Genomic DNA, 23,753 nt, shown 5'->3' with positions numbered 1-23,753 from the left:
GTAGGGGCGAGGGAACAGGCGCGGTCAGCGCAGCGTCGCCGCCACCAGCGCGCTGGCGCCGAACCGGATCTGCCGGTCGGCCGCGATCCGACGTGCCTCGGCGTCGAGCAGGACGTTGATCGCGCGAACCGCGATACCCTCGCCGGCGCCATGCTCGGCCTGCATGGACAATACGCCTTTGCGCCCGAATCCAAGCCGATAGGGCAGGGCGCGCAGCAGGTACTGGGGCAGTACCAAAGGGGCGAAGTAGTAGCCCAGGTAGTCGATGTCGAACAGGCCCTCCAGCAGCCCGTGCAGGCTCCGGCGGGTGTAGCGACGAAAGTGCCCGGCGTGCTCGTCCGCTCGCGACCATAGCCACTGGTGGCACGGAATCGCCAGGTAGAGGCGCCCGCCGGGCATCAGCAGCGGCGCGATATCGTGCAAGAACGCACGATCGTGCTCGATGTGCTCGATCACGTCGAACATGCCGATCGCGCCGAAGCTGCCGGGAACGAATCCGGCATCCTCCACCTTGGCGCAGGCCACGTGCTCGAGCTTCCGGTGCAGTCGCGCGTTGCGCGCGCCGATCGGACCGGGCTCGAGCAGCAGTACCTCATGGCCCTCGGCCGTCAGACCCTGGGCGACGTAGCCATTGCCACCGCCGATGTCGAGGAACGGACCGCCGGGAAAGGGGTGGTTGCGAACCACGCTGGCGATGCAGCGGTTGCGGTGCCGGAACCAGAACGAGCGGTCCTCGATGCCGAAACAGTCCTCGTGACCGTGCGTCGCGTACGAGACCTCGGAAGACCCCGCTGCCGTGTAGATACCTTCCGCATCCGGGTGCAGCCGCATGCTGATGTCCGCGATTCGCATCATCCAGGTCCTCCGGCTTCAGGCTTGTATAGCACCGAATTCCCGGCAGGGCGATCAGAGGGACACTGGACTTCACCCCTACAGGTTCTGGTAATTCGGCCCCGCCCCGCCCTCCGGCGTCACCCAGGTGATGATCTCGTACGGATCCTTGATGTCGCAGGTCTTGCAGTGCACGCAGTTGGCGGCGTTGATCTGCAGGCGCTTGCCGTGTTCGGCGGCGGCGTCCTCGACGATCTCGTAGACTGCCGCCGGGCAGAAGCGGGTGCAGGGGTTGCCGTACTCCTCCGCGCAACGGGTCACGCAGACCTCGGTGTCGTGCACGATCAGGTGCACCGGCTGGTCCTCGTCGTGCTCGGTGGCGGCGAAATACACCCCGGCCAGGCGGTCGCGCGGCGGCAGGTCGCGCTGCACGTAGTCGCGTTCCGGCTGCTCGCGCTCGCCCAGCTCGTCGAGCGAACACCAGTCCGCGCTCACTTTCAGCGTCCACGGCGACAGCCCGGCCGTGGCGGTCTCCCAGGCGCCGTTGACGAGGCCGAACCACAGACCCCGCTTGAAGCCGGGCTTGATGTTGCGGACCTTGTGCAGTTCCTTCATCGCATGCGAGGCACGCAGCCTGGCGTCGAACCCGGCCGGCTCCAGCCCGCCGCCCGCCAGGTGCTCGGCGGCGAGCATGCCGCTGCGGATCGCCTGGTGGGTGCCCTTGATCTTGGGCACGTTGAGCAGGCCGGCGGTATCGCCGATCAGCAGCGCGCCGGGCATCTCGACCTTGGGCAGCGACTGCCAGCCGCCGGTGACGATGGCGCGCGCGCCTGCCGAGAGGATGTTGCCGCCTTCCAGCAGCGGCTTGACCGTCGGATGGTGCTTCCATTGCTGGAACGCCTCGTACGGCGCGTAGTTCGGATCGGCGTAGTCCAGGCCGCTGACGTAGCCGATCGCCACCTGGTCGTTCTCCAGGTGGTAGATGAAGCTGCCGCCGTAGGTACGGCTGTCGGCCGGCCAGCCCAGCGTGTGCACGATCTTCCCCGGCGTGCCGCGCCCGGCCGGCAGTTGCCACAGTTCCTTGATGCCGATCGAGTAGGCCTGCGGGTCGCTGCCGGCATCCAGCGAGAAGCGCTTCACCAGGCGCTTGGTGAGGTGCCCGCGGGCGCCTTCCGCCAGTACCGTCACCTTCGCGCGGATGTCGATGCCCTGGGCGTAGCCGGGCTTCTGCGAGCCGTCCTTGGCGATGCCCATGTCGCCGATGCGCACGCCGGTCACGGCGCCGTCGTCGTCGTGCAGGGTCTCGGCGGCGGCGAACCCCGGAAAGATCTCCACGCCCAGGGCCTCGGCCTGCGGCGCGAGCCAGGCGCACATCGCGCCCAGCGAGACGATGAAATTGCCGTGGTTGCGCATGCCGGGCGGCACGATCGGCGCCTTGCGCCCACCGTCCTTCGACAGCAGCCAGAACTCGTCCTCCGCGGCCGGCACGCAGACCGGGGGCGGGCTGTCGCGCCAGCCGGGAAGCAGGGCGTCGAGCGGGCCGGGCTCGATCACCGCGCCGGAGAGGATGTGCGCGCCGATGGTGCTGGACTTCTCGATCACGCAGACCGAGATCTCCGGGTTCAGCTGCTTGAGGCGGATCGCGAACGCCAGCCCCGCGGGCCCTGCGCCCACGGTGACCACGTCGTATTCCATCACGTCGCGCGCTTCGGTTTCGGCTGGCTGGTTCATGCTGGCTTCCCGGATGGCATCGGACGATTGTCGCGGGTTTGCCGAGGATGCGGCAAATCGCCGGCGGATGGACGCATGGAGCAAGACCTTCGCGAGGGCGCGCCGTCGCCCTCGGGCCGGGATGCGTCTTCGCCGGCGGTTCGACGAGAATGGACCGGCGAGGTTGCCGCAGCGGCCGACGTTGGCGGCGGGCGGGGCCGACTCCAGCGCCACGCCCGGCCCGCACGAAACGGCGCCTGGACCGAATCCGGAGACGATGCATGGCCCTGAGTGCGATCCCGCTACCCGACGGCGACCTGGCCTTCGATCCCACCTGGCTCGATGCGGGACCGGCCGACGCGCTGTTCGCGGCGCTGTCCGCCGGCATCGCATGGCAGGTGCACCGTATCCGCATGTTCGGGCGCGAAGTGGACAGCCCGCGGCGCAGCTGCTGGATCGGCGATCCGGGCGCCAGCTATCGGTACTCGGGCACCCGCTTCGAACCGCACCCCTGGCCGACGGTGCTGCTGACGCTGCGCGTGCGCCTGCGGGCGGAGCTCGGCGTCGACTTCAACAGCGTGCTCGCCAATCTCTACCGCGACGGCGGCGACCGCATGGGCTGGCATTCGGACGACGAGCCGGAACTCGGCCCGCGGCCCTGCATCGCCTCGGTCAGCCTGGGCGCGACGCGGCGGTTCCTCCTCAAGCGGCGCGATGGCGGCGGGCGCCTGACACTGGAACTGCCGCACGGCAGCCTGCTGCTGATGCGCGGCGACACCCAGCGCCGCTACCGGCACGCGCTGGCGCGGACCACGCGGCCGGTGGGGCCGCGGATCAACCTGACGTTCCGGCGGATCGCGATCGGTGGGTGAGGCTGCAAGACCGCGAGTGTCGCTGCAGTCTCCGGCCGGCCTGGCGGTGACTCCGGGGGTTGCCGACTGCGCCGGCTTTCGCGGCCATGGGCCGCTCCTACGGGCGCGGCGCGAGTGTGGCCGCTCCCCGTTCTCGGGCTTCGCGCGCTGGGCGCATGCCTACACCCGCTCGAGCCAGCCGTGACGGTCGGGGGTGGTGCCGTCGAACAGGCCGAAGAACAGTGCCTGCAGCCGCTGCGTGACCGGGCCGGGGCGGCCGGCACCCACCTGGCGGCCGTCGACCGAGCGGATCGGGGTGATCTCGGCGGCGGTGCCGCACATGAACAGCTCGTCGCACAGGTACAGGTACTCGCGCGGCAGGTCGCGCTCGATCACCGCGATGCCGTCTTCGCGCGCCAGCGCGATCAGGCTGTGCCGGGTGATGCCGTCGAGCAGCGCGGCGCTGGTGGGCGGCGTGTGCAGCGCGCCGTCGAACACCAGGAACAGGTTCTCCCCGGCGCCCTCGCTGAGCAGCCCGGTCGAGGCCAGGGCGATGCCCTCGCCGAAGCCCAGCCGTCGCGCCTCCCGTGCGACCAGCTGGCCGGACAGGTAGTTGCCGCCGGCCTTGGCGCCGGCGGGGATGGTATTGGGGGCGAAGCGCTGCCAGCTCGACACGCAGGCGTCGATGCCGGTTTCGAGCACGCCCTCGCCGAGATAGGTGCCCCAGTTCCAGGCCGCCACCGCGACGTCCACCGGGGTCTCCGCCGACAGGCCGAAGCCGCCGAGGCCGCGGAACGCGACCGGCCGCAGGTAGGCGGCGCCGAGCCGGTTGCGCAACAGCACCTCGCGGCAGGCGGCGTTGAGCTCCTCCAGCGTATGGGGGATGTCGATCTCGTGGATCTTCGCCGAAGCGAACAGCCGGCGGTTGTGGTCGGTGAGGCGAAAGATCGCCGGGCCGTCCGGGGTACGGTAGCTGCGGATCCCCTCGAACACCGACGAGCCGTAGTGCAGCGCGTGGGCCATTACGTGGGTGGTGGCCTCGGCCCAGGGTTTGATCGCGCCGTTGTGCCAGATCCATTCGGGGTACTGCATCGGGCCGCCTCGCATGGGGACGGCGCATTCTGCCAGACCGGCGGCCGGTTTCGGGTAGGCCGCGACGGGGCAGGAAGCCGCGACGCTGCAGCGACCCGGGCGGGAAGGGCGCGCCGCCCGTAGGGGCGGCGCGTCTTCGTTCCCGATCGTCAGCGGAAGCCGGCGACGGTGCCGCGGCGTCCGTTGAGCAGGCGGGCGTTGTCGTGCCTGGCCGCAGTGCCCATCACCGCGCCGCCGTAGGTGCGGCCGGGATTGGACCAGTAGTTGATCCGATTGCAGCCGGACGGGCAGTTGTAGGCCATGACGGTGCGCCAGGCGGACCCCGGATGCAGGTAGCCGTGGCCGTACGGATAGGTGGTGTTGTTGGCCGGCGCCTCCGGATTGTGGTGCGCGCCGAAGTTGTGGCCGATCTCGTGCCCGAAGCTGTAGTAGCCGGTCGCGCAGCTGTAGTGCACCACGCTGAAGGCGCTGGTCGCGCTCGAATTGAGATAGCCGATGCCGCACGAGGAGCTGTTGTTGATCACCAGCACGTTGACGTCGGCGGCGATGCTGTTGCGGGTCGCGTGCCAGCCGTCCAGGTGGCCGTCGCTGGTGGAGGCGAAACGGAACAGGTCGTTGCTGTAGCCGGCGCTGTTGTAGGCCACGGTGTACACGCCGGCCAGCTGCAGGGTGACCTCGACGCCGCTGTTGGCGAAGCCCTGGTTGCTCTCGGCCACCGCCAGGTTGGCGAAGCCGGTCACGTCGCCGATGGCGCTGGCCGCGGAGTTGGCCACCAGCACGCCGACGCGGACCACGGTATTGGCCTTGTCCGCCAGCATCCCGGGATCCAGCTCGATCGCCGAGGACGGCCGGGCGCGGTAGCCGGCAGGGTGATCCGGCGGCATCAGCGCTTCGTCGATGCGGGCGACGACGTGTCCGCCGCCTGCGAGCGGGCTGATCCGGTACAGGCGCCCGCCCGCGCGCACCGTGCCGGTGAGGCGCTCGCCGTTGCGCACGATCAGCACCGAGGCCTCGGGGGCGTCGGCCACCTCGGCGTCGCCGAACAGCCGCAGCCGCGCGCGGGTCTCGTCGGCATCGAGCAGGCCCGACCAGACGATGGTGCCGTCGGGGTTGCGGTAGGCGACCTGTCGTTCGCTGCGCACGCGCAGGCCAGGCTCCAGCTCGAGCACCAGCACCTCGGTGGACTCGGCGACCTGGGCGGCATCGGCCGCCACCAGGCGGCTGGCGACCACGGCGTGATCGCCCTGGATCGCGCTCAGCACGCGGTCCGGGCCAGCCTTGGCGGCGGCGCTCTCGAGCAGCGGGGAGAACAGGGGGGCGGGCTCGGCGGCGCTGGCGGCGGTGCCGAGGCAGGCGGCTAGCGCAAGCGCGAGGACTGCTGGAAGCTGGCGTTTGGTCATCACGACTCTCTCCGGTTGGGGACCGGTGCGCACCGCGCGCGCCGGCGGGCGGGATCGCGACGGTCGCGGGGGAATGCGATCCCTGCCAGCGACGCTACGCCCGCGCCGCCCCGGTCACCACGGCGTTCGTGCGCTTCTGTGAAGTCGCGCCTGAACCGCTGTGACGGGCGCCGTTCGGAAGTTCAACGACGTGACGGGCCTTTCACGCAGGGCGACGGCGAGGGCGACGGAACGCCGCACCGCGACCCTCAGAGGCTGACCCACCAGCAGTCCAGGTGCCGGCGCAGCCCGAAGATGGTGCGCACCGGCGCCGCGCCGCCGCCCGCGGTCTGCTCGACCCGCAGCGCCACCGGCCGGCGATCGCCCGCGACGCGCACGCTGCTGTCGGCGCTCACGCTGGCGCTGATGCCGGCCCGCTCCACCACCACCACCGGCGTGGCCGGGCGCAGCGCCACGATGTCGACCAGCGGCTGCTGCACGATCCGGTCGAGCCGGTCCATGGTGCCGTAGCCGGCGCGGTGCGACATGCCCGTCCAGTGGTAGACGCCGGCCAGGCGGTTGACGTCGCGGCTGTCGATCGCGACGGTCATCTCGTGGATCAGGTCGTGCAGGTTGCGCGCGCACCCGCCGCGGTAGGCGCGCGCCGCGCCGCCGCCGGCGCCGTCGCGCGGCAGGCGTTCGACCGCGTCGAGGTCGCTGCATCTCCGGTCGGTGTAGATGGTTCCGCCGTCGGGTGTGGTGCAGCGGTTGATCTGCGCCGCAGCCGGCTCCGGAGCGAGCATGAGCAGCGCCGATGCCACGGCGGGAAGGAGGGCACCGGTGATCGGGCTGCGGGACATCGTGCCAGCCTAGCGCCGGGGGCGGGCACCGGGAAGTGGATCCATGCCGCGTGTTCAGGCTGGCGCGCGCACGGCCCCCAGGCGCTCGAGGAGGGTCTGCGTGGGGCGGGCGAGGTTGAGGGTGTAGACGTGCAGCGCCGGCGCGCCGCCTGCGAGCAGCCGCTCGCACAGGCCGGCCACCACGTCGGCGCCGAAGGAGCGCACCGACTCGGCATCGTCGCCGTAGGCCTGCATGCGCTTGCCGATCCAGCGCGGGATCTCCGCGCCGCAGGCCTCCGAGAAGCGCCGCAGCTGGGTGAAGTTGGCGATGGGCATGATCCCCGGCACGATCGGCACCTCGATGCCGGCCCTGCGCGCCGCGTCGACGAAGTAGAAGTAGGCGTCGGCGTTGTAGAAGTACTGGGTGATCGCGGCATCGGCCCCGGCGTCCACCTTGGCCTTGAAGTGGCGCAGGTCGGCCAGCGCGTCGTCGGCCTGGGGGTGGGTCTCGGGGTAGCAGCCCACCTCGATCGTGAACGCGTCGCCGAACTCGGTGCGGATGAAGGCCACCAGGTCCGAGGCGTAGCGCAGGTCGCCGGGGTGGCCCATGCCGGAGGGCAGGTCCCCGCGCAGGGCGACGATGCGGCGGCAGCCGAGCTCGCGGTAGTGCTGCAGCAAGGTGCGGATCTCCTCGCGCGTCCCGCCGACGCAGGACAGGTGCGGCGCCGCGTCGAAGCCATGTTTCTCGCGCAGCCCGCGGATGGTTTCCGGCGTATAGCTCAGGGTGGAGCCGCCCGCGCCGAAGGTGCAGGACACGTACTCCGGGCCGTATGCCTTGAGCTTGCGGGCGCTGCGGTCCAACTGCGCGCGCTGGTCGTCGGTCTTGGGCGGGTAGAACTCGAAGGAGATCGGGGTCATCGCGGCGGGCGGGGCGGGTTCGCGTGAATGGTATCTCTTTATCGCGATGAAAGTGAAATCTTGGCCGGGTTGCACTCTGCTGCTCGGTGGATCGGGACGGGCGGGGCGCCGGGCACTGCCGGGTCGCTCCGCGCTTGCCGGCCGGCGCTGCATGCGGTCCGCCCGGGAACGTCCGGAGGCGGGTCCTGTCGCGCTGCAGCGAGTGCCGCCGGGGTCGCGTTCCGCTTAACCTGCACGGATGCCAGATAGTCCCGCCACCCAGGAGCCCGGCCGGTCGCGTGCCCGCAACCTGCTCGCGCAGGAGGTGGCCGAGACCCGGCAGCGCGCCAGGCTCGGGGGGTGGTTCTACGGCGTCGCCGCGGCGCTCGCGTTCGGGGTCACCGGCTTCGCGCCGCCGTACCGGCTGTCGGGGCTGCTGGTGGTCGGGACGCTGGTGATGCTGGCGGTGGTGCGCGTGGCGCTGCCGGTGGCGGCGGCGCCGGACGAGCGGGAGGCGCGCCGCTACCTGCGCAGGCTCTGGGCCGTGATCCTCGCGACGGCGGCGGCCTGGGGAGCCTTCAGCGCGTGGAGCCAGGCGGCGCTGCCGCAACCCGCGCCGCTGATCGCGCTGCTGTTCTCGGGGGCCTTCGGCATGGCCATCGCGCACACCCTGTGCATGCGCCGGCTGCCGTCCGCGTTCGCCATCGCCGCCGTCATGGCGCCCACGCTGGCGGTGCTCTGGCGCGAGGTGGCGTTCGGGGTCGGCGCGACCTGGCTGGTCTACATGGCCTACATGCTGCTGGTCATGGGGCGCAGCCACCGCGAATACTGGACGCGCCTGGAGCTGGAGGAGGAGCTGCGCCAGCAGCGCGACGCGTTCGCCACCCAGAGCCGTGTGGACGGCCTGACGGGCTTGCCGAACCGGCGCGAATTCTCCGAATCGCTCGAGCAGGCGATGGAGGTGGCCGGCGGCGGCCGGCCGCTGTCGCTGCTGATCCTCGACATCGACCATTTCAAGCGCATCAACGACACCTATGGGCACCTCGCCGGCGACGCTTGCCTGCTGCGGTTCGCGTCGCGGCTGCGTGAGGCGTTCCCCGGCGAAGGCGAGCTGTGCGCCCGGCTGGGCGGCGAGGAATTCGGCGTGGTGCTTGCCGTCGACCGGGCCGCTGCGCGGGTCCGCGCCGACGCCTTTCGCGAGGCCCTGGCGCGCGTGCCGCTGGAGTTCGACGGCATCCGGCAGGTGGTGACGGCGAGCATCGGCTGCTGCGGCTTCGATGCCGGCCGCCACTCCGGCGCCGACGCCCTGTACCGGGAAGCCGATGCGGCGCTCTACCGTGCCAAGGTCGGCGGCCGCAACCGCACCGAGTGCGCCCCCGGCGATTGAAGCCCGCCGAGTGAAGTCCGCACGTTGAACCCGCATGCGCGAGGCATGCCGGTCGGTCGGCGGCCGAGCCGGCGCATCCGCCTGGCGGTGCCGGCCGGATCGCATCCGGGCGGCTCCAGACGCGCAACGGGCGCCATGCGGCGCCCGTTGCGGTGACGGCGATGTGCCCGGGCGGGATCAGTACCGGTAGTGCTCCGGCTTGAACGGTCCGTCCACCGGGACGCCGAGGTACTCGGCCTGCTCCTTGCTCAGCTTCGTCAGCTTCACGCCGATCTTCTCCAGATGCAGGCGCGCGACCTCCTCGTCCAGGCGCTTGGGCAGGATGTAGACCTTGGGGTCGTACAGCTCCTTGTTGGCCCACAGGTCGATCTGCGCCAGGGTCTGGTTGGAGAACGAGTTCGACATCACGAAGCTCGGGTGGCCGGTGGCGCAACCCAGGTTCACCAGGCGGCCCTCGGCGAGCAGGAAGATCGCGTTTCCGTTCGCGAACACGAACTTGTCGACCTGCGGCTTGATGTTGATCTTCTCCACGCCTTCCAGCGCCTTCAGCGCATCGACCTGGATCTCGTTGTCGAAGTGGCCGATGTTGCAGACGATGGCCTGGTCCTTCATCGCCTGCATGTGCTGCACGGTGATGATGTCCTTGTTGCCGGTGGTGGTGACGTAGATGTCGGCGCGGCCCAGCGTATCCTCGATCGTGGTGACCTCGAAGCCCTCCATCGACGCCTGCAGCGCGCAGATCGGGTCGATCTCGGTGACGATGACGCGAGCGCCGTAGGCGCGCAGCGATGCCGCGCAACCCTTGCCGACGTCGCCGTAGCCGCAGACCACGGCCACCTTGCCGGCCAGCATCACGTCCAGGGCGCGCTTGAGGCCGTCGGCCAGCGACTCGCGGCAGCCGTACAGGTTGTCGAACTTGCTCTTGGTGACCGAGTCGTTGACGTTGATCGCCGGGATCAGCAGCTTGCCCTGTTCGGCCAGCTGGTACAGGCGGTGGACGCCGGTGGTGGTCTCCTCGGAGACGCCCTTCCAGTCCTTGACCACGGTGGTCCAGAAGCCCGGGCGCTCCTGGTGCACGCGCTTGAGCAGGTTCTTGATCACCTGCTCCTCGTGGCTGGAGGAGGGCGACTCGACCCAGTCGCTGCCGTTCTCGAGCTCGAAGCCCTTGTGGATCAGCAGGGTCACGTCGCCGCCGTCGTCCACGACCAGTTGCGGGCCGAGGAAGCCGCCCTTGCCGTCGGGGAAGCTGAGCGCGTCGAGGGTGCAGTCCCAGTATTCCTCCAGGGTCTCGCCCTTCCAGGCGAACACCGGGGTGCCGGTGGCGGCGATCGCCGCGGCGGCGTGGTCCTGGGTGGAGAAGATGTTGCAGGAGGCCCAGCGCACGTCGGCGCCGATGTCCTTCAGGGTTTCGATCAGCACCGCGGTCTGGATGGTCATGTGCAGCGAGCCGGTCACGCGCACGCCCTTGAGCGGGGCCTCGGCGGCGTGCTTGCGGCGGATCGACATCAGGCCCGGCATCTCGTGCTCGGCGATGTCGATCTCCTTGCGGCCCCAGTCGGCCAGGGAGATATCGGCGATGCGGTAGTCGCCGCTGGACGAGGTGTCCGCGGCTGGCTTGACGACAGCGTTCATGGGTTCTGCTCCGGTTCGTGGCACCCGCGCCGAAGGCGGGGCCGTGTGAAGGCAACCGGGCGCCGTTGATGCGTGGAACCCGCCGAGCCTGGCCGTGCGTCGCCTACGCATGAATGCGCAGGCGGCCGGTCGCAGCGCCCCTCGGCGGACCCGGCGATTATATCGCCTCTTGCGGATGGAAGGATGACCGGCGGGCTGGCGCCGCCGGCGCGGCCGGGACGGGCCTGGGCCGTCGCGCCAGTCCGGGTCCGGCAGCGCGCCGATCGCCGAGGCGCAGGCGCCTCAGCCGGCCCGACCGAGCGCTTTCAGCGCTTTGCGCAGCCATGGCAGCGCGCCCTCGCAGGTCTGCCAGGCGCCCAGGAACCGCTCACGGTGATGCCAGGCCTGGTCGGCACCCCCGTAGGTGTACCAGCGCGGATCCAGAGCCGGCTTGCGAGGGCGCGCGGCGGCCAGCATCGGCGCGATGCGCGGCAGTAGCGCGTGCGCCTGCCGGAGCACCTGCAGCGCCTCGCCCTCGCGGCCGAGCGCATACAGCGCCAGCACGCGGGCAAAGCAAAGCGACGTATCCTCCGGATAGCGCACGACGATTTCGAGGGCGCGTTCCGGTTCGCGCCGCTCGAGCCTCGCGGCGGCCACCGCGGTCCGATAGTCGTGTTTGTCGCCGGGATTCAGCGCCAGCGCCCATTCCATTCGTGCCAGGGTCGCGTCGCCGGGCTGTTCGTCGTCGGTGGCGATGTACTGGGCCAGCAGGCGCAGCGCGGGGCGGTTCGCCATATGGCCCCATTCGAGAGTTTTCCCGGTATGCGGGTCCAGGGTCAGATGCAGCAGGGTCTCGGCGCGACCGAGCAAGGCGTCGCGCAGAGGCTCGATGCCCGGCACGTAGACCGCGGTCAGCGCGAGCACCAGATCGTCGAGCACGTCGAAGCTCTGCCACAGCAGCGGCCGCTCGCGCAGGCATCTCAGCCAGGTGTCGGCAACGTCCCATGCGGGATGTTCCTCGATCACCAGCGAGGTCAGGGCGGGCCCGACCTGTGGGAACACTTCGCGCCAGGCATCGAGGGCGGCGGCAAGTTCGCGATCTGGAACCATCATTCCCAGATCCTCGCCGCTGCCGCCGGCGAACCCGTGCGCCGCCATCGGCGCCGGAGCCGCCCGCGCCAGGCCGCGCAGCGCGTCGAGCTCCTCGCCGAGGCCGGTCTGCATGTCGACAAGCGCCTCGGCCCCGTTCTCGACCAGCTCTTCCAGGAGGCCGATCAGACCGGCGTGACCGACCGGATCGATGCGGCGCAGTCGCGCGATCCAGAAGCGGGCGCGCTCCCGCGCTCGCTCGGATTCGCCCTGATTGAGCAGCAGGATCACCTCGAGGTGCGACAGCGATGCGGCATCGGCGTTCTCGCGCTGCGCCTCGCGGAAATGCCGCCACGCGGTCCCGTAGTCGCCTTCGTCGGCCGCCATGGTCGCCAGACGCTGATGCATGCTGGACCGGATGATCCGGTCGCCGTGCTCCAGCGCGCGCTCGATTAGCGTCCGCTTCTTGCGCGGCCGCGCCAGTACCGAATACGCATCCAGCAGGCTGTCGAGCAGCGGCTCCAGCCGGCCGGAGATTTCCGCGGTGCCCGCGAACCACGGTTCGAGCAGGGCGATGGCGCGATCGGCCTCGTCTCCCTCGAGCATCGCTCTTGCGGCGTAGTCCACAGCCAACGGATCGATGGCGCTCCCGACCAGTTCCGCCCATCGCCTGCGCGGCAAGTTGTCGAGCACGTAGGGCAGCAGGTTCATGCCCTCGATCGGGTTCGCCGGGGCACCGCTCTCCAAAGGCAGACAGCACTGCTTGAATTTTCGTCCGGAGCCGCAGTCGCAGGGATCGTTGCGGCCGGGCCTGGGCGACTTCAGCACCGCGAAACGGCGCTCGGGGCGTGGCGTGTGGTCGGCGACGCAGCGGGCCAGCATGCGTGCCATCGCCTGGACGTCTTCGCGCGCATCCGGATGCTCAGGCAGCAGCGGCAACAGCAATGGGGCCGACTGCGCCGCCAGCCGACTCAGGTCCGCGGTCGAGGCCCGACGGACGATGGCTCCGACGATGGCTCCGACGAACAGGTCCAGCGCGTCGCCGGACGCGTCGGAGAGATCATCTGGATCGTGCGGGTGGCTCATCTGGGTGGCGCATGGACTAGCGAGTTGGTCGCCCGTCGTGGCGGGTGCTTCGAGGCACCGCTTGGTTCGGGATCAGGACGGGCCGCTTGCGCGGCCCGTTTACGGCGATGCGATCCAGCCAGGCCTACTTGATCCCGGCGGCCTTGCGCAGTTCCTCGGCGCGGTCCGTCTTCTCCCAGGAGAACGCGGTCGCGGTCTGCCGCTTGCCGGCGCCGTCGACGTAATCGACCTCCTTCGGCTTGCGGCCGAAGTGGCCGTAGGCGGCGGTGGCCTGGTAGACCGGGTGGATGAGGTCGAGCATCTTGACGATGCCGTACGGGCGCAGGTCGAAATGCGCGCGGATCAGTTTCTCGATCTTCTCGTCGCTGATGTGTCCGGTGCCGAAGGTGGTGACCGAGATCGAGGTCGGCTCGGCCACGCCGATCGCGTAGCTGACCTGCACCTCGCACTTGTCCGCCAGGCCCGCCGCGACCACGTTCTTGGCGACGTAGCGTGCCGCATACGTGGCCGAGCGGTCGACCTTGGACGGGTCCTTGCCGGAAAAGGCGCCGCCGCCATGGCGGGCCATGCCGCCGTAGGTGTCGACGATGATCTTGCGCCCGGTCAGGCCGCAGTCGCCCACCGGCCCGCCGATCTCGAACATGCCGGTGGGGTTGATGTGCAGCTTCTTCTTCGCCAGCGAGTCCAGCCACTTCTTCGGCAGCACCGGCTTGAGCACGTGCTCGCGCACCGCCTCGATCAGGTCCTTCTGGCGTACGCCCGGATCGTGCTGGGTCGACAGCACCACCGCGTCCAGGCCGAGGATGCGGTTGTCGCTGTCGTAGCGCAGCGTCACCTGGCTCTTGGCGTCGGGGCGCAGCCACGGCAGCGGCGAGTTCTTCTTCTTGCGCACCTTCGCCTGCTGCTCGACCAGGCGGTGGGCGTAGTAGATCGGCGCCGGCATGTACTCGGGCGCCTCGTTGCAGGCGTAGCCGAACATCAGGCCCTGGTCGCCGGCGCCCTGTTCCTCGGGCTTCTTGCGGTCCACGCCCTGGGCGATATGGGTGGACTGCTTGCCGATCAGGTTGAGCACGCCGCAGGTCTCGCCGTCGAAACCGACCTGCGAGCTGTCGTAGCCGATGCCGGTGATGACCTTGCGCACCAGCGACTCCAGGTCGACCCAGGCGGTGGTGGTGACCTCGCCGGCGACGATCGCCACGCCGGTCTTGACCATGGTCTCGCAGGCCACGCGGGCGCGCTTGTCCTGCGCCAGCATCGCGTCCAGCACGGCGTCGGAGATCTGGTCGGCGACCTTGTCCGGGTGGCCTTCCGAGACCGACTCGGAAGTGAAGAGATAGCTCGACATCGACTTGTATCCCTGTATTCGGATGAAAGGATGGCCGGCATGATACAGCGGCGGCGGCGGCCGCGCGAGCGCGGCGCGCTTGGCGGCAGGGGTCCGCCAGTAGCTCCGAAAGAGGGCGCACCCCGACCCGCGAGGCCGGTCCAGGACGGGGCCCAGCCCGGCTCGCGGCCCCGAGGGGCGGGAATGCGGGCGCTGTCACGCCCGCGCAGCATTCCCGCAACCGGCCGGTCTCGGGGCGGGCGCAGGCTGGCGGCCGTCAGGGCCACCGCCACGCGACATGCTCGAACTCGAACAGCGCCTGCAGCAACGCTTTCCGCACTGGTTTCGCGGGCGCCGCGCGCGTCTCGTGCGGCCGCTGCTGCGCACGCTCGGGCGCTGGTCGCGGCTGCACGAGATCGATGCCTTCCTGGCCGCCCACGGGCATCTGCGCGGCTTCGACTTCGTCGCCTGCGCGCTGCGTTTCCTGCAGGCGCGCTACGACGTGGCCGACGAAGCGCTCGCGCGGATCCCGGCGGCGGGAGGTCTGCTGGTGGTCGCCAACCATCCTTCCGGCGCGCTGGACGCGCTCGCCCTGCTCGACTGCGTAGGGCGGGTGCGGCGCGACGTGCGCATCGTCGCCAACGACCTGCTGTCGGCGATCGCGCCGCTCGAGGATCTGCTGCTGCCGGTGCGAATCCTCGGCGGTCGCGCCGATGCCGCCGGCCTGCGCGCGGTCGGCCGCGCGCTGGCCGCGGGCGGTTGCGTGATCGTGTTCCCCGCTGGCGAGGTCTCGCGGCTGGGATGGCGCGGCGTCCGCGACGGGCGCTGGCGCAAGGGGGTGGTGCGGTATGCGCGGGCCGCGGCGGCGCCGGTGCTGCCGGTGCGGATCGTGGCGCGCAACTCGGCGCTGTTCTACGGCACATCGGTCCTGTACAAGCCGGCGGGCACCGCATTGCTGGCGCGGGAGATGTTCGCGCGGCGATCGCGGCCGATGCAATTGTCCATCGGCGAGCCGCTGCGGGTCGGCGACGGCGATGCGGCCTCGGCGCTGCGCCGGATCCGTGCCACGCTGTATGCGCTCGGTCGCGGAAGCCGCGCACCGGCCCCGGCGCAGGCGCTCGCCCCGGCGCTCGATCCGCGGCGGCTGCGGCGGGAGCTCGCGGCGACCGAACTGCTGGGCGCGACCGCCGACGGCATGGAGATCCGGCTGCTGCGGGGAAGCGCGCAATCGTCGCTGCTGCTGGAGCTCGGCCGCCTGCGCGAGCTGACCTTCCGCGAGGTCGGCGAAGGGACCGGCCGCAGTCGGGACCTCGACCGCTTCGACGCCCACTACGAGCACATTCTGGTCTGGGACGCATCGCGCTCGCGGATCGCCGGCGCCTACCGCGTCGCCCGGGTCGCCCCGCTGCTGGCCCGGCACGGGCTCGGCGGCCTCTACAGCGCCTCGCTGTTCCGCTATGCCGACGACGCGGTGCCGAGGCTGGCCGAGGGCATGGAGCTGGGGCGCAGCTTCGTGGTGCGGGACTATTGGGGCGGCCGCAGCCTCGACTACCTGTGGCAGGGAATCGGCGCTTATCTGCGGCGTTGGCCGCGGGTACGCTATCTGTACGGTGCGGTGTCGATCAGCGCGGCACTGCCGCTGGCCGCGCGCGAGCAGCTGGTCGCCTACTACCAGCGCTACTACGGCAGCGACGAGCCGCTGGCGGCGTCGCCGCGGCCGTTCCGCTATTTCGCCGCGCCGCCGTGCTTCGGCGAGCTGGACGCGGACACCGCCTTTCGCGTGCTCCGGCAGAACCTGGCCGCGACCGGCAGCGCCGTGCCGACGCTCTACAAGCAGTACACCGAATTGTGCGAACCGGGTGGTGCGCGGTTCCTGGCGTTCGGCGTCGATCCGGATTTCAGCGATTCGATCGATGGCCTGATCGAGGTCGACATGCAGCGGCTGCGGCCGAGGAAGCGGCAGCGATACCTGGGGGAGGGCGAGGCCGTGCGCGCCGACGGGGCGGAGGCCGCGGCATGAGCGCGACGGCACCGATGCGGCGGGCTGTCTTCGTGTCCGACTTCCATCTGGGCTCCAAACACTGCCATGCCGCCGAGCTGGCGGAGTTTCTGGGCGAACTGCGCTGCCGGCGGCTGTACCTGGTCGGCGACATCGTCGACCTGTGGTGGATGGCGCAGCGGCGCGCGCGCTGGGGCGCGGCGCAGCAGCGGGTGGTCGAGGCGTTGCACGCCCAGCACCGCGCCGGGGCGGAGCTGATCTACGTGCCCGGCAACCACGACCGCGCCGTGCGCCGCTTCTGCGGGGTGATGCTGCCGGCGATGCAGCTGCGTCGGCGCACCATCCACGCCACCGCCGACGGCCGCCGGCTGCTGGTCACCCACGGCGACGACTACGACGCGATCACCCACTTCGGCGGGCTGCAGGAAAAGTTCGGCGATTGGCTGTACTACCGCATCCTCACCGGCAACCAGGCCCTCGACTACGTCAGGCGACGGCTGGGGCGGCGCTACTGGTCGCTGTCGGAATTCCTCAAGCGCCGCAGCGGCGCCGCCGAGCGCTACATCGAACGCTTCGTGCAGGCGGGACTGGACGACGTGCGCCGGCGCGGGCTGGACGGGATCGTCTGCGGACACATCCATCGCGCCGCCCTGCTGCAGCGCGACGGTCTGGTCTATGCCAACGACGGCGACTGGGTGGAGAGCCGGACCGCGCTGGTGGAAGAGACCGACGGTTGCCTGCGCCTGCTCTCGCACCACGGCGAAGTGCTGGCCGAGGTGCCGCCGCGCCTGCGGCTGGTGGCCGGGGATTCCCCGCTGCCGCGCGCTGCGTAAGCGCCGTTCCGGCCCCCTGCTAGCATCGCGGCATGGATTCCTTCACCCAGATTCTGCTCGGTGCCTCCGTCGCTGCCGCGGTGGTGCCGAAGCGGCACCGTCGTGCCGCACTGCTCGCGGGCGCCGCGCTCGGCACGCTGCCGGACCTCGATTCCTTCCCGATCATGCTGCTGACCGACGATCCCGTCGCGCTGATGACGCTGCATCGGGGCTTCAGCCATTCGCTGCTGGTGCTGCCGTTCGTGGCCTGGGCGATCTGGGCGGTATTCCGGCGTCGCGGCGGCCGCGTCGCCGAGGCGCCCGCGCGCTGGTTCTGGGCGATGCAGCTGGCCCTGGTCACCCATCCGCTGCTCGATGCCTTCACCGTCTACGGCACCCAGCTGCTGTGGCCGCTGCCGCTGCCGCCGGTGATGTGGTCGAGCGTGTTCATCATCGATCCGATGTACACGCTGTGGCTGTTCCTCGGCGTAGTGGTGGCCGCCTTCGCCGGCACGCGGCCGATCGCGAGGCGCGCGCTCGTGCTCGGGCTGGCGCTGAGTTCGGTCTACCTCGGCTGGTCTCTGCTGGCCAAGGAGATGGTGGACCGCGAGGCCGGCCGCGCTCTGGCCGGCCTGGGATTGGCCGATGCGCCGCGCTTCTCCGTGCCGATGCCGTTCAACACCTTGCTCTGGCGGGTGGTGGCGATGACGCCAGACGGTTTCGTCGAGGGCGAGCGCTCGCTGGTTGCGGACCGCGGCCCGATGCGCTTTCGTCGCTTTCCGTCCGAGACCGCAGCCCTGGCCGACGCCGCCGCGCTGCCGGCGGTGCGGCGCCTGGCCTGGTTCAACCACGGGTTCATGAAGGCCCAGGTCCGCGACGGCCGGCTGGTAGTTAGCGATCTGCGCATGGGCGCCGAACCCGACTACAGCTTCAACTTCGCCGTGGCCGAACGCGACGGCGCCGGCTGGCGCCCGATCCCCCCGGAGCAGTTGTCGTGGCCGTGGCAGGCGCGCCGACGCCTGGGCGAGATGTGGACGCGGATCTGGAACGAGCCGCGCCAGGCGGACCCTCCGGCAGGGTGAGACGAGTGCCGAGGCCGCGAACGGAGCGGCCGCCTTCGTGGGCGCCGCCCATGGCCGCGAAGGCCCCGGCAGGCTCCGGCCGGGGCGGCGGTGATTCCGGGCGTAGCCGCCCGCGCCGGCTTTCGCGCGCATGGCGCGCTCCTACAGGGATCGCGCTGCCGGCGACCGCACCGCAGGAGCGGCCGATGGCGACGGCCGCGGCAGGCTCCGGCCGGGATGGCGGTGATTCCGGGTGCGTCGCCGGGCTCCGGCCTTCGCGCAACGGGGCGCTCGCGGCAGCGACATCAGCGGCCGCGGCTGCACTCGGGAAGCCTGCGTTCAGGCGGCCGCCGACAACGGCGCCTCGCCCGCGATCAGCGCATCGAAGTAGTCCCGGGTCAGCGCGATCTGCGCCTCGGCGGCGTCCGCGCGGTTGACCACGGCGCGGAAGGCCGACCGCTGTTCGCTCGAGTGCTCCGGCCGGTCCTTCGCATACCAGCCCAGATGCTTGCGGGCGATGCGCACGCCGGCCGGTTCGCCGTAGAAGACATGCAGGGCCTGCAGGTGGCCGAGCAGCACGTCGCGCACCTCGACCAGCGACGGCGCCGCCAGCAATTTCCCCGTCGCGAGGTAGTGGGCGATCTCGCGGAAGATCCATGGCCGGCCCTGCGCCGCGCGGCCGATCATCACCGCGTCGGCGCCGGTCCGGCGCAGCACCTCGGCGGCCTTCTGCGGCGAGTCGATGTCGCCGTTGGCGATCACCGGGATCGACAGCTGCGCCTTGATCGCGGCGATGGTGTCGTACTCGGCCTCGCCGCGGTACTGCTGATCGCGGGTGCGGCCGTGCACCGCCAGCGCGGCGATGCCCGAAGCCTCGGCGATGCGCGCGATCTCCGGCGCGTTGCGCCGCTGCGCGCACCAGCCGGTGCGGATCTTCAGCGTCACCGGCACGTCCACCGCGGCGACCACCGCCTCGAGGATGCGCGCGACCAGCGCCTCGTCCTGCATCAGCGCCGAGCCGGCCCAGGCGTTGCACACCTTCTTCGCCGGGCAGCCCATGTTGATGTCGACGATCTGCGCGCCCTGGCCGACGTTGTGTCGCGCGGCCTCGGCCATGATCTGCGGGACCGTGCCGGCGATCTGCACGCCGACCGGATCCGGCTCGCCGGCGTGGTCCATGCGGTGGCGCGACTTGCGGGTGTTCCACAGGCGCGGGTCCGAGGTGGTCATCTCGGAGACCGCCAGCCCGGCACCGAGGCGCTTGCACAACTGCCGGAACGGCTTGTCGGTGACCCCCGCCATCGGCGCGAGGATCACGGGCGGGACGATGCGATGGGGCCCGATCTGCATGGCGCCATTGTCGCCCATCCCCGCCCTGGGCGGACGACCTGGCCGGGCGCGGGCCGGCGCCCGCGGTCAGGCTGTCAGCCGCGGCATCGCCGCCGCCGCGCCTTCACGCTCGGTCGATGCCGCCGCGTAGCGGGTGGCGAAATCGACATGGGCGGCGAAGGGCGCCGTCGGGCGCAGCGCCAGGGATGCCGCCAGCGCGCCGTTGAAGGCGTCGCCGGCGCCGGTGGTATCGACGACCGTCGCAGGCGCCGCCGCGACCCTGTAGCAGGACCCCGCGTCGCCGCGCCGGCGATCGTCGGCATGCGAGACGAAGCAGCCGGCGCCGCCCAGGGTCAGGACCACGGTGCCGTGCGGAAGGAGTTCGCGGCACAGTGCGTGCAGCTGAGCATCGGGCAGGGCGCCCGCCCCGGCGCCGCTCGGGGAACGGCCGCCGCGCCTTTCCAGCAGCCCGGCGAACTCGGTTTCGTTCGGAGTGACGATATCGCTGGTCGCGAGCAGTTCCGCGCCCACCTCGGCGTTGGCCGGGGCCGGGTTGAGCATGGCCAGTGCGCCGCCGGCGCGCGCGCGCTGCAGCGCGGCGAGGATCGCCGGCGCCGGGGATTCCAGCTGCACCAGCACCACCGCGGCATCCGCGAACGCGTCCGCTTGTGCCGCGACGAAGTCCGCGGTGAGGTCGGCGTTGGCGCCGGCGCCGATGACGATGCTGTTGTTGCCGGCCTCGTCCAGGTAGATGCCGGCGGTGCCGGTGGGCGCCGCGCTCGGCGCCTCGCGCAGATCGATGCCGTCCCCGCGCGCCAGGTCGCGCGCGAGCTCGCCGCCGGCGTCGCCGCCGAGCGCGCAGACGAACGTGGTGTCGGCGCCGGCGCGACGCGCGGCCACCGCCTGGTTGAAGCCCTTGCCGCCGGGACCGGTGGCGTAACGGCCGCCCAGGGTTTCGCCGGGATGCGGCAGGCGCGCGGCGGTCCAGACATGGTCGACGTTGAACGAACCCGCGACGAGAACGCGTGGCATCGCGGCGCCCTCAGGTGAACAGGGTGAGGACGCCGGCGATGGTCGCCGTCATCATGGTCGCGATCGAGCCGCCGAGCACGGCGCGCAGTCCGAAGCGGGCCAGATCGGCGCGCCGCTCCGGGGCGATCCCGCCGATGCCGCCGATCTGGATCGCGATCGAGCTGAAGTTGGCGAAACCGCACAGCGCGTAGGTGGCGATCAGGGTGCCCTGCGGCGTCAGCGACACGCCCTCGACGTTGCCCCGCAGGATCTCGCCGAGCTGCACGTAGGCGACGAACTCGTTGAGCACCACCTTGGTGCCGATCAGGCTGCCGACGGTGGCGGCATCCTGCCACGGCACCCCGATCAGCCACGCCAGCGGCGAGAGCGCCCAGCCCAGCAGCGCGGACAGGTCGGTGGGCCGGCCGAGCGCATCCTGCAGGCCGGTCGCCTCGCCGAGCCACACCAGCGGCCAGTTGAGCAGCGCGATCAGGGCGATGAAGGCCAGCAGCATCGCGCCCACGTTGAGCGCCAGCCTGAGCCCGTCGGCGGCGCCGGCCGCGGCGGCGTCGATCACGTTGGCGGTGGTCTTCTCCACCTCGACGCGCACGCTGCCCAGGGTGAGCGGCTCGCGCGTCTCCGGCACCAGGATCTTGGCGATCACGATCGTCGCGGGCGCCGCCATGATGCTGGCGGTGATCAGGTGCTTGGCGTAGACCGCCTGCTGCACCGGGTCGCCGCCGCCGAGCAGCAGGACGTAGGCGCCGAGCACGCCGCCGGCGATGGTCGCCATGCCGCCGACCATCAGGGTCATCAGTTCCGAGGGCGTCATCCCGGCGATGTAGGGGCGCACCACCAGCGGCGCCTCGGTTTGGCCGATGAAGGCGTTCGCGCAGACCGAGAGCGTCTCGGCGCCGGAAACGCGCATCAGCCTGGTGATCACCCAGGCCATCCCCTGCACCACCTTCTGCATCACCCCGAGGTGGTAGAGCACGCTCATGAAGCTGGCGAAGAAAATGATCGTCGGCAGCACCTGGAAGGCGAACACGAAGCCGAACTTGTCCGGGTCGGTGAAGTCGCCGAAGATGAACCGCGCGCCCTCGGTGGTGAACCCCAGCAGGGTGACGAAGCCGGTGGAGAGCGCATCGAAGATCTGCGCGCCCCAGGGCGTGAGCAGCACCAGGCAGGCGATCACGATCTGCAGCCCCAGGCCGATCGCGACCAGCCGCCAGTCGACCCGGCGACGGTTGTTCGAGAACAACCAGGTGATGCCCAGCAGCACAGCAAGCCCCAACAGGCCGAAACCGACCCGCGTCAAACCTTCCATCCGTTGCCCCTGGGCATGATCTTTCCGGTCGGCGCAGGGTAAGGGGAGGGGGGGCGGGGGGCAACCGGCAGGCTCCCCCGGGGCCGGAGAACCCCAATCACGAATCCCGCGCCACCACCCGGTTGCGCCCTTCGCGCTTGGCCTGCTGCAGGCGGCGGTCTGCGGTGCCGAGCAGTGCGGAAAGGTCGGCACCGTCCTGCGGCCACGCCGCCACGCCGGCGCTGAAGGTCAGGCGCTGCGGATCGCCGCCGCGGCTGGCCTGGAACGGCCGCCCGGACAGCAGCCGGCGGCGGCGGTCCAGGCGCTCCCAGGCGCTGCCGACCGGGCAGCGCAGCAGCAATACGAACTCCTGGCCGCCGATGCGGGCGATGTGCTCGTTCTCCTCCAGCATCGCCGACAGCTCCGCGGCGACGTGGCGGATCGCGCGGTCGCCGCCGCGGTGGCCGGCCTCGTCGTTGATGCGCCGGAACCCGTCCAGGTCCAGCATCGCCAGGGTCAGCGAGGCGCCTGAGGCGCGCGCCGCCTCGAAAGTGTGCGGCATGCTGTGCAGCAGCCAGGCGCGATTGGGCAGTCCGGTCAGGCCGTCGCGGCCGGACAGCTCGACCAGGCGCTGCATGCGGTACACGATCGTCGCGGTCACCAGGGTCACGATCAGCAGCAGCACCAGGCGCTCGGCCTGGGCGCCGATCGAGGCGCTGCCGTAGTCGATCGACACCAGTTGCCGCGGCGGCGCCAGCAGGAAGATCGCGCTCACCAGCGCCAGGTACTGCAGCATCGCCAGCGCGCCGATGTACAGGGTCAGGCGGCCGTCGTTGCGCAGCGCGGTGAGGACGATGGCGATCACGTAGAAGCACCACACCACGGCGCTGTTCATCCCCGCCACCGGGTCGTACCAGCCCAGCAGCGCAAGCACGCAGCTGGTCACGGTGACGTCGTAGATGCTGGTCGCGTGCGACAGCCAGCGATGGCGACGCAGCTGCCGCGCCAGCGCCAGCCAGACCTGGGCCATCAGGTTGATGAAGACCGCCGCACCCAGGCCGATCAGCACCTCGGTGGTGCTGGCGCCGCCGGCGGCCGCCAGCAGCGGCAACAGCAGCACGATCGCGCACAGCAGCGCCCGCACCCTCGCCACCAGCAACTCGCCGCCGGCGCCCAGTTCCAGCATCAGTTCGTCGGGCCTCGCCAGCAGGCTGGCGACGATCCCCGATCCCCCCGTATCGCCCTCGCGCATGGTGTGCTGCCCTCCGCCACGCAGCATAGCGCGGGCCGCGTTCAGCCGATTCCGCGCACCGCCACCCACCCGGCGAGCAGCAGGAACAACAGCGCCGCGGCCAGCCGTGCGGCGCGCAGCGGCAGGCGATCGGCGAAGCGGGCGCCCAGCAGCACCACCGGCAGATTGGCCAGCAGCATCCCCAGCGTGGTCCCGACGATCACCGGCCCCAGCGCATCGTACTTGGCCGCCAGCAGCACGGTCGCCACCTGGGTCTTGTCGCCGATCTCGGCCAGGAAGAATGCGACCGCGGTCGCCGCGAAGGCGCCGCCGCGCGCCTGCGGCCGCTCGTCCTCGCCGAGCCGGTCGGGGCGCAGCGTCCAGAGCGCCACCGCCACGAAGCTGGCGGCCACCAGCACCCGCAACAGCCCTTGCGGCAGCCAGTCCGACAATGCCGCGCCGAACCACGCCGCCAGGGCGTGATTGAGCAGCGTCGCCAGCAGGATGCCGGCCATGATCGCCCACGGCCTGCGGTAGCGCGCCGCCAGCAGCAAGGCCAGCAGCTGGGTCTTGTCGCCGATCTCGGCGACCGCGACCGCAAGTGTGGAGACGAGCAGGGCGTCCAAGGCGGGGATCCGCGGCCGGGCGCCGGGGGACGGCAGGCGAACGTCGGCGCAGCCCGGCCGGGTATGCGCGACGTCTGCCTCCGGTCTTGCCCGACTCGAGGTCCCGCGCGCCATGGCGACTGCCAAGCATGTTGACGCGCGGCCCCGCCACCGGCGGGTGGGCTACTCCCCGAAAGGAAGTGGGCCGATTGTACGGCAACGGCGCAGGGGCCGCGGCGCGGTCCATGCCGGGCGCCGGCGCGAAAGCGTGCGGACGGCGCGGCGAGCCCGGCGCGGCCCGGG

General features: G+C 71.2%; 19 protein-coding genes and 1 riboswitch. Of the genes, 5 read left to right on the top strand and 14 right to left on the bottom strand.

The window, feature by feature from the left end; all coding sequences use genetic code 11:
- Window positions 1-24 precede the first annotated feature (24 nt).
- Together H0E84_RS02830 and H0E84_RS02825 are read right to left on the bottom strand one after the other, a co-directional pair.
- Complete coding sequence (locus H0E84_RS02830; RefSeq protein ID WP_180677111.1) at window positions 25-855, bottom strand: class I SAM-dependent methyltransferase; 831 nt, start codon at window positions 853-855, stop codon at window positions 25-27.
- A 75-nt stretch (window positions 856-930) separates the two neighbouring features.
- Entirely contained in the window at window positions 931-2,562 is a 1,632-nt protein-coding gene (locus tag H0E84_RS02825; protein ID WP_180677110.1) for an electron transfer flavoprotein-ubiquinone oxidoreductase, read from the bottom strand.
- 260 nt (window positions 2,563-2,822) lie between these two features.
- On the opposite strand from H0E84_RS02825, the gene H0E84_RS02820 reads away from it, so the two are divergent.
- Entirely contained in the window at window positions 2,823-3,413 is a 591-nt protein-coding gene (locus H0E84_RS02820; RefSeq protein ID WP_180677109.1) for an alpha-ketoglutarate-dependent dioxygenase AlkB family protein, read from the top strand.
- Between the two features lie 159 nt (window positions 3,414-3,572).
- Here the strand turns inward: H0E84_RS02820 and H0E84_RS02815 are convergent, their stop codons facing one another.
- The 4 genes from H0E84_RS02815 to metF form a co-directional block, all read right to left on the bottom strand.
- Complete coding sequence (locus tag H0E84_RS02815) at window positions 3,573-4,484, bottom strand: branched-chain amino acid transaminase (protein WP_180677108.1); 912 nt, start codon at window positions 4,482-4,484, stop codon at window positions 3,573-3,575.
- Window positions 4,485-4,633: 149 nt separating this feature from the next.
- The gene (locus H0E84_RS02810; protein WP_180677107.1) at window positions 4,634-5,884 is read right to left on the bottom strand and encodes a M12 family metallo-peptidase; all 1,251 of its coding nucleotides are present in this window, start codon (window positions 5,882-5,884) and stop codon (window positions 4,634-4,636) included.
- Between the two features lie 248 nt (window positions 5,885-6,132).
- Window positions 6,133-6,723, bottom strand: a complete 591-nt coding sequence (locus H0E84_RS02805) for a DUF4124 domain-containing protein (protein ID WP_180677106.1) — start codon at window positions 6,721-6,723, stop codon at window positions 6,133-6,135.
- Between the two features lie 54 nt (window positions 6,724-6,777).
- Window positions 6,778-7,620: a methylenetetrahydrofolate reductase [NAD(P)H] gene (gene metF, locus H0E84_RS02800; protein WP_180677105.1), complete on the bottom strand. Its 843-nt coding sequence runs from the start codon at window positions 7,618-7,620 to the stop codon at window positions 6,778-6,780.
- 238 nt (window positions 7,621-7,858) lie between these two features.
- On the opposite strand from metF, the gene H0E84_RS02795 reads away from it, so the two are divergent.
- Entirely contained in the window at window positions 7,859-8,986 is a 1,128-nt protein-coding gene (locus H0E84_RS02795; protein WP_180677104.1) for a GGDEF domain-containing protein, read from the top strand.
- Between the two features lie 177 nt (window positions 8,987-9,163).
- Here H0E84_RS02795 and ahcY read toward each other — a convergent pair whose 3' ends face one another.
- The 3 genes from ahcY to metK all read right to left on the bottom strand — a co-directional run bounded on the left by ahcY (window position 9,164) and on the right by metK (window position 14,117).
- On the bottom strand, window positions 9,164-10,618 hold the full coding sequence (gene ahcY, locus H0E84_RS02790; protein WP_180677103.1) for an adenosylhomocysteinase: 1,455 nt from the start codon (window positions 10,616-10,618) through the stop codon (window positions 9,164-9,166).
- Window positions 10,619-10,668: 50 nt separating this feature from the next.
- A riboswitch (S-adenosyl-L-homocysteine riboswitch) is annotated at window positions 10,669-10,767 on the bottom strand.
- A 133-nt stretch (window positions 10,768-10,900) separates the two neighbouring features.
- Window positions 10,901-12,772, bottom strand: a complete 1,872-nt coding sequence (locus H0E84_RS02785) for an SEC-C metal-binding domain-containing protein (protein ID WP_180677102.1) — start codon at window positions 12,770-12,772, stop codon at window positions 10,901-10,903.
- A gap of 124 nt (window positions 12,773-12,896) precedes the next feature.
- Window positions 12,897-14,117 (bottom strand): methionine adenosyltransferase, encoded by a 1,221-nt coding sequence (gene metK / locus H0E84_RS02780; protein ID WP_180677101.1) that lies wholly within the window; start codon window positions 14,115-14,117, stop codon window positions 12,897-12,899.
- Between the two features lie 277 nt (window positions 14,118-14,394).
- On the opposite strand from metK, the gene olsF reads away from it, so the two are divergent.
- Genes olsF through H0E84_RS02765 form a run of 3 tightly spaced genes read left to right on the top strand, consistent with a single transcriptional unit; the run spans window position 14,395 to window position 17,989 of the window.
- Window positions 14,395-16,116 (top strand): bifunctional ornithine lipid synthase OlsF, encoded by a 1,722-nt coding sequence (gene olsF / locus H0E84_RS02775; protein ID WP_180677100.1) that lies wholly within the window; start codon window positions 14,395-14,397, stop codon window positions 16,114-16,116.
- A complete protein-coding gene (locus H0E84_RS02770) occupies window positions 16,113-16,928 on the top strand; it encodes a UDP-2,3-diacylglucosamine diphosphatase (RefSeq protein ID WP_180677099.1) in 816 nt (271 codons plus the stop codon). Before olsF ends, H0E84_RS02770 begins: the two co-directional genes overlap by 4 nt.
- Before the next feature lie 32 nt (window positions 16,929-16,960).
- The gene (locus H0E84_RS02765; protein WP_180677098.1) at window positions 16,961-17,989 is read left to right on the top strand and encodes a metal-dependent hydrolase; all 1,029 of its coding nucleotides are present in this window, start codon (window positions 16,961-16,963) and stop codon (window positions 17,987-17,989) included.
- Window positions 17,990-18,307: 318 nt separating this feature from the next.
- Here H0E84_RS02765 and dusB read toward each other — a convergent pair whose 3' ends face one another.
- The 5 genes from dusB to H0E84_RS02740 all read right to left on the bottom strand — a co-directional run bounded on the left by dusB (window position 18,308) and on the right by H0E84_RS02740 (window position 23,471).
- On the bottom strand, window positions 18,308-19,318 hold the full coding sequence (gene dusB / locus H0E84_RS02760; protein ID WP_180677097.1) for a tRNA dihydrouridine synthase DusB: 1,011 nt from the start codon (window positions 19,316-19,318) through the stop codon (window positions 18,308-18,310).
- A gap of 66 nt (window positions 19,319-19,384) precedes the next feature.
- Window positions 19,385-20,329: a ribokinase gene (locus H0E84_RS02755; RefSeq protein ID WP_180677096.1), complete on the bottom strand. Its 945-nt coding sequence runs from the start codon at window positions 20,327-20,329 to the stop codon at window positions 19,385-19,387.
- Between the two features lie 10 nt (window positions 20,330-20,339).
- The gene (locus tag H0E84_RS02750) at window positions 20,340-21,635 is read right to left on the bottom strand and encodes a NupC/NupG family nucleoside CNT transporter (RefSeq protein WP_180677095.1); all 1,296 of its coding nucleotides are present in this window, start codon (window positions 21,633-21,635) and stop codon (window positions 20,340-20,342) included.
- 97 nt (window positions 21,636-21,732) lie between these two features.
- A complete protein-coding gene (locus H0E84_RS02745) occupies window positions 21,733-22,866 on the bottom strand; it encodes a GGDEF domain-containing protein (protein WP_180677094.1) in 1,134 nt (377 codons plus the stop codon).
- 41 nt (window positions 22,867-22,907) lie between these two features.
- The gene (locus H0E84_RS02740; RefSeq protein WP_180677093.1) at window positions 22,908-23,471 is read right to left on the bottom strand and encodes a TMEM165/GDT1 family protein; all 564 of its coding nucleotides are present in this window, start codon (window positions 23,469-23,471) and stop codon (window positions 22,908-22,910) included.
- Window positions 23,472-23,753: the final 282 nt, after the last annotated feature.

It is taken from the genome of Luteimonas salinisoli (assembly GCF_013425525.1).
In the GTDB taxonomy this organism is placed as follows: Bacteria; Pseudomonadota; Gammaproteobacteria; order Xanthomonadales; family Xanthomonadaceae; genus Luteimonas; species Luteimonas salinisoli.
The sequence above is the reverse complement of the archived record's forward strand: the minus strand, read 5'-3'. Positions and strand labels throughout refer to the sequence as shown.

Excerpts from the sequence above, each read along its gene's own strand:
- H0E84_RS02830 (WP_180677111.1), bottom strand. The coding sequence starts at position 855 with ATGATGCGAATCGCGGACATCAGCATGCGGCTGCACCCGGATGCGGAA.
- H0E84_RS02825 (WP_180677110.1), bottom strand. The coding sequence starts at position 2,562 with ATGAACCAGCCAGCCGAAACCGAAGCGCGCGACGTGATGGAATACGAC.
- H0E84_RS02820 (WP_180677109.1), top strand. The coding sequence starts at position 2,823 with ATGGCCCTGAGTGCGATCCCGCTACCCGACGGCGACCTGGCCTTCGAT.
- H0E84_RS02815 (WP_180677108.1), bottom strand. The coding sequence starts at position 4,484 with ATGCAGTACCCCGAATGGATCTGGCACAACGGCGCGATCAAACCCTGG.
- H0E84_RS02810 (WP_180677107.1), bottom strand. The coding sequence starts at position 5,884 with ATGACCAAACGCCAGCTTCCAGCAGTCCTCGCGCTTGCGCTAGCCGCC.
- H0E84_RS02805 (WP_180677106.1), bottom strand. The coding sequence starts at position 6,723 with ATGTCCCGCAGCCCGATCACCGGTGCCCTCCTTCCCGCCGTGGCATCG.
- metF (WP_180677105.1), bottom strand. The coding sequence starts at position 7,620 with ATGACCCCGATCTCCTTCGAGTTCTACCCGCCCAAGACCGACGACCAG.
- H0E84_RS02795 (WP_180677104.1), top strand. The coding sequence starts at position 7,859 with ATGCCAGATAGTCCCGCCACCCAGGAGCCCGGCCGGTCGCGTGCCCGC.
- ahcY (WP_180677103.1), bottom strand. The coding sequence starts at position 10,618 with ATGAACGCTGTCGTCAAGCCAGCCGCGGACACCTCGTCCAGCGGCGAC.
- H0E84_RS02785 (WP_180677102.1), bottom strand. The coding sequence starts at position 12,772 with ATGAGCCACCCGCACGATCCAGATGATCTCTCCGACGCGTCCGGCGAC.
- metK (WP_180677101.1), bottom strand. The coding sequence starts at position 14,117 with ATGTCGAGCTATCTCTTCACTTCCGAGTCGGTCTCGGAAGGCCACCCG.
- olsF (WP_180677100.1), top strand. The coding sequence starts at position 14,395 with ATGCTCGAACTCGAACAGCGCCTGCAGCAACGCTTTCCGCACTGGTTT.
- H0E84_RS02770 (WP_180677099.1), top strand. The coding sequence starts at position 16,113 with ATGAGCGCGACGGCACCGATGCGGCGGGCTGTCTTCGTGTCCGACTTC.
- H0E84_RS02765 (WP_180677098.1), top strand. The coding sequence starts at position 16,961 with ATGGATTCCTTCACCCAGATTCTGCTCGGTGCCTCCGTCGCTGCCGCG.
- dusB (WP_180677097.1), bottom strand. The coding sequence starts at position 19,318 with ATGCAGATCGGGCCCCATCGCATCGTCCCGCCCGTGATCCTCGCGCCG.
- H0E84_RS02755 (WP_180677096.1), bottom strand. The coding sequence starts at position 20,329 with ATGCCACGCGTTCTCGTCGCGGGTTCGTTCAACGTCGACCATGTCTGG.
- H0E84_RS02750 (WP_180677095.1), bottom strand. The coding sequence starts at position 21,635 with ATGGAAGGTTTGACGCGGGTCGGTTTCGGCCTGTTGGGGCTTGCTGTG.
- H0E84_RS02745 (WP_180677094.1), bottom strand. The coding sequence starts at position 22,866 with ATGCGCGAGGGCGATACGGGGGGATCGGGGATCGTCGCCAGCCTGCTG.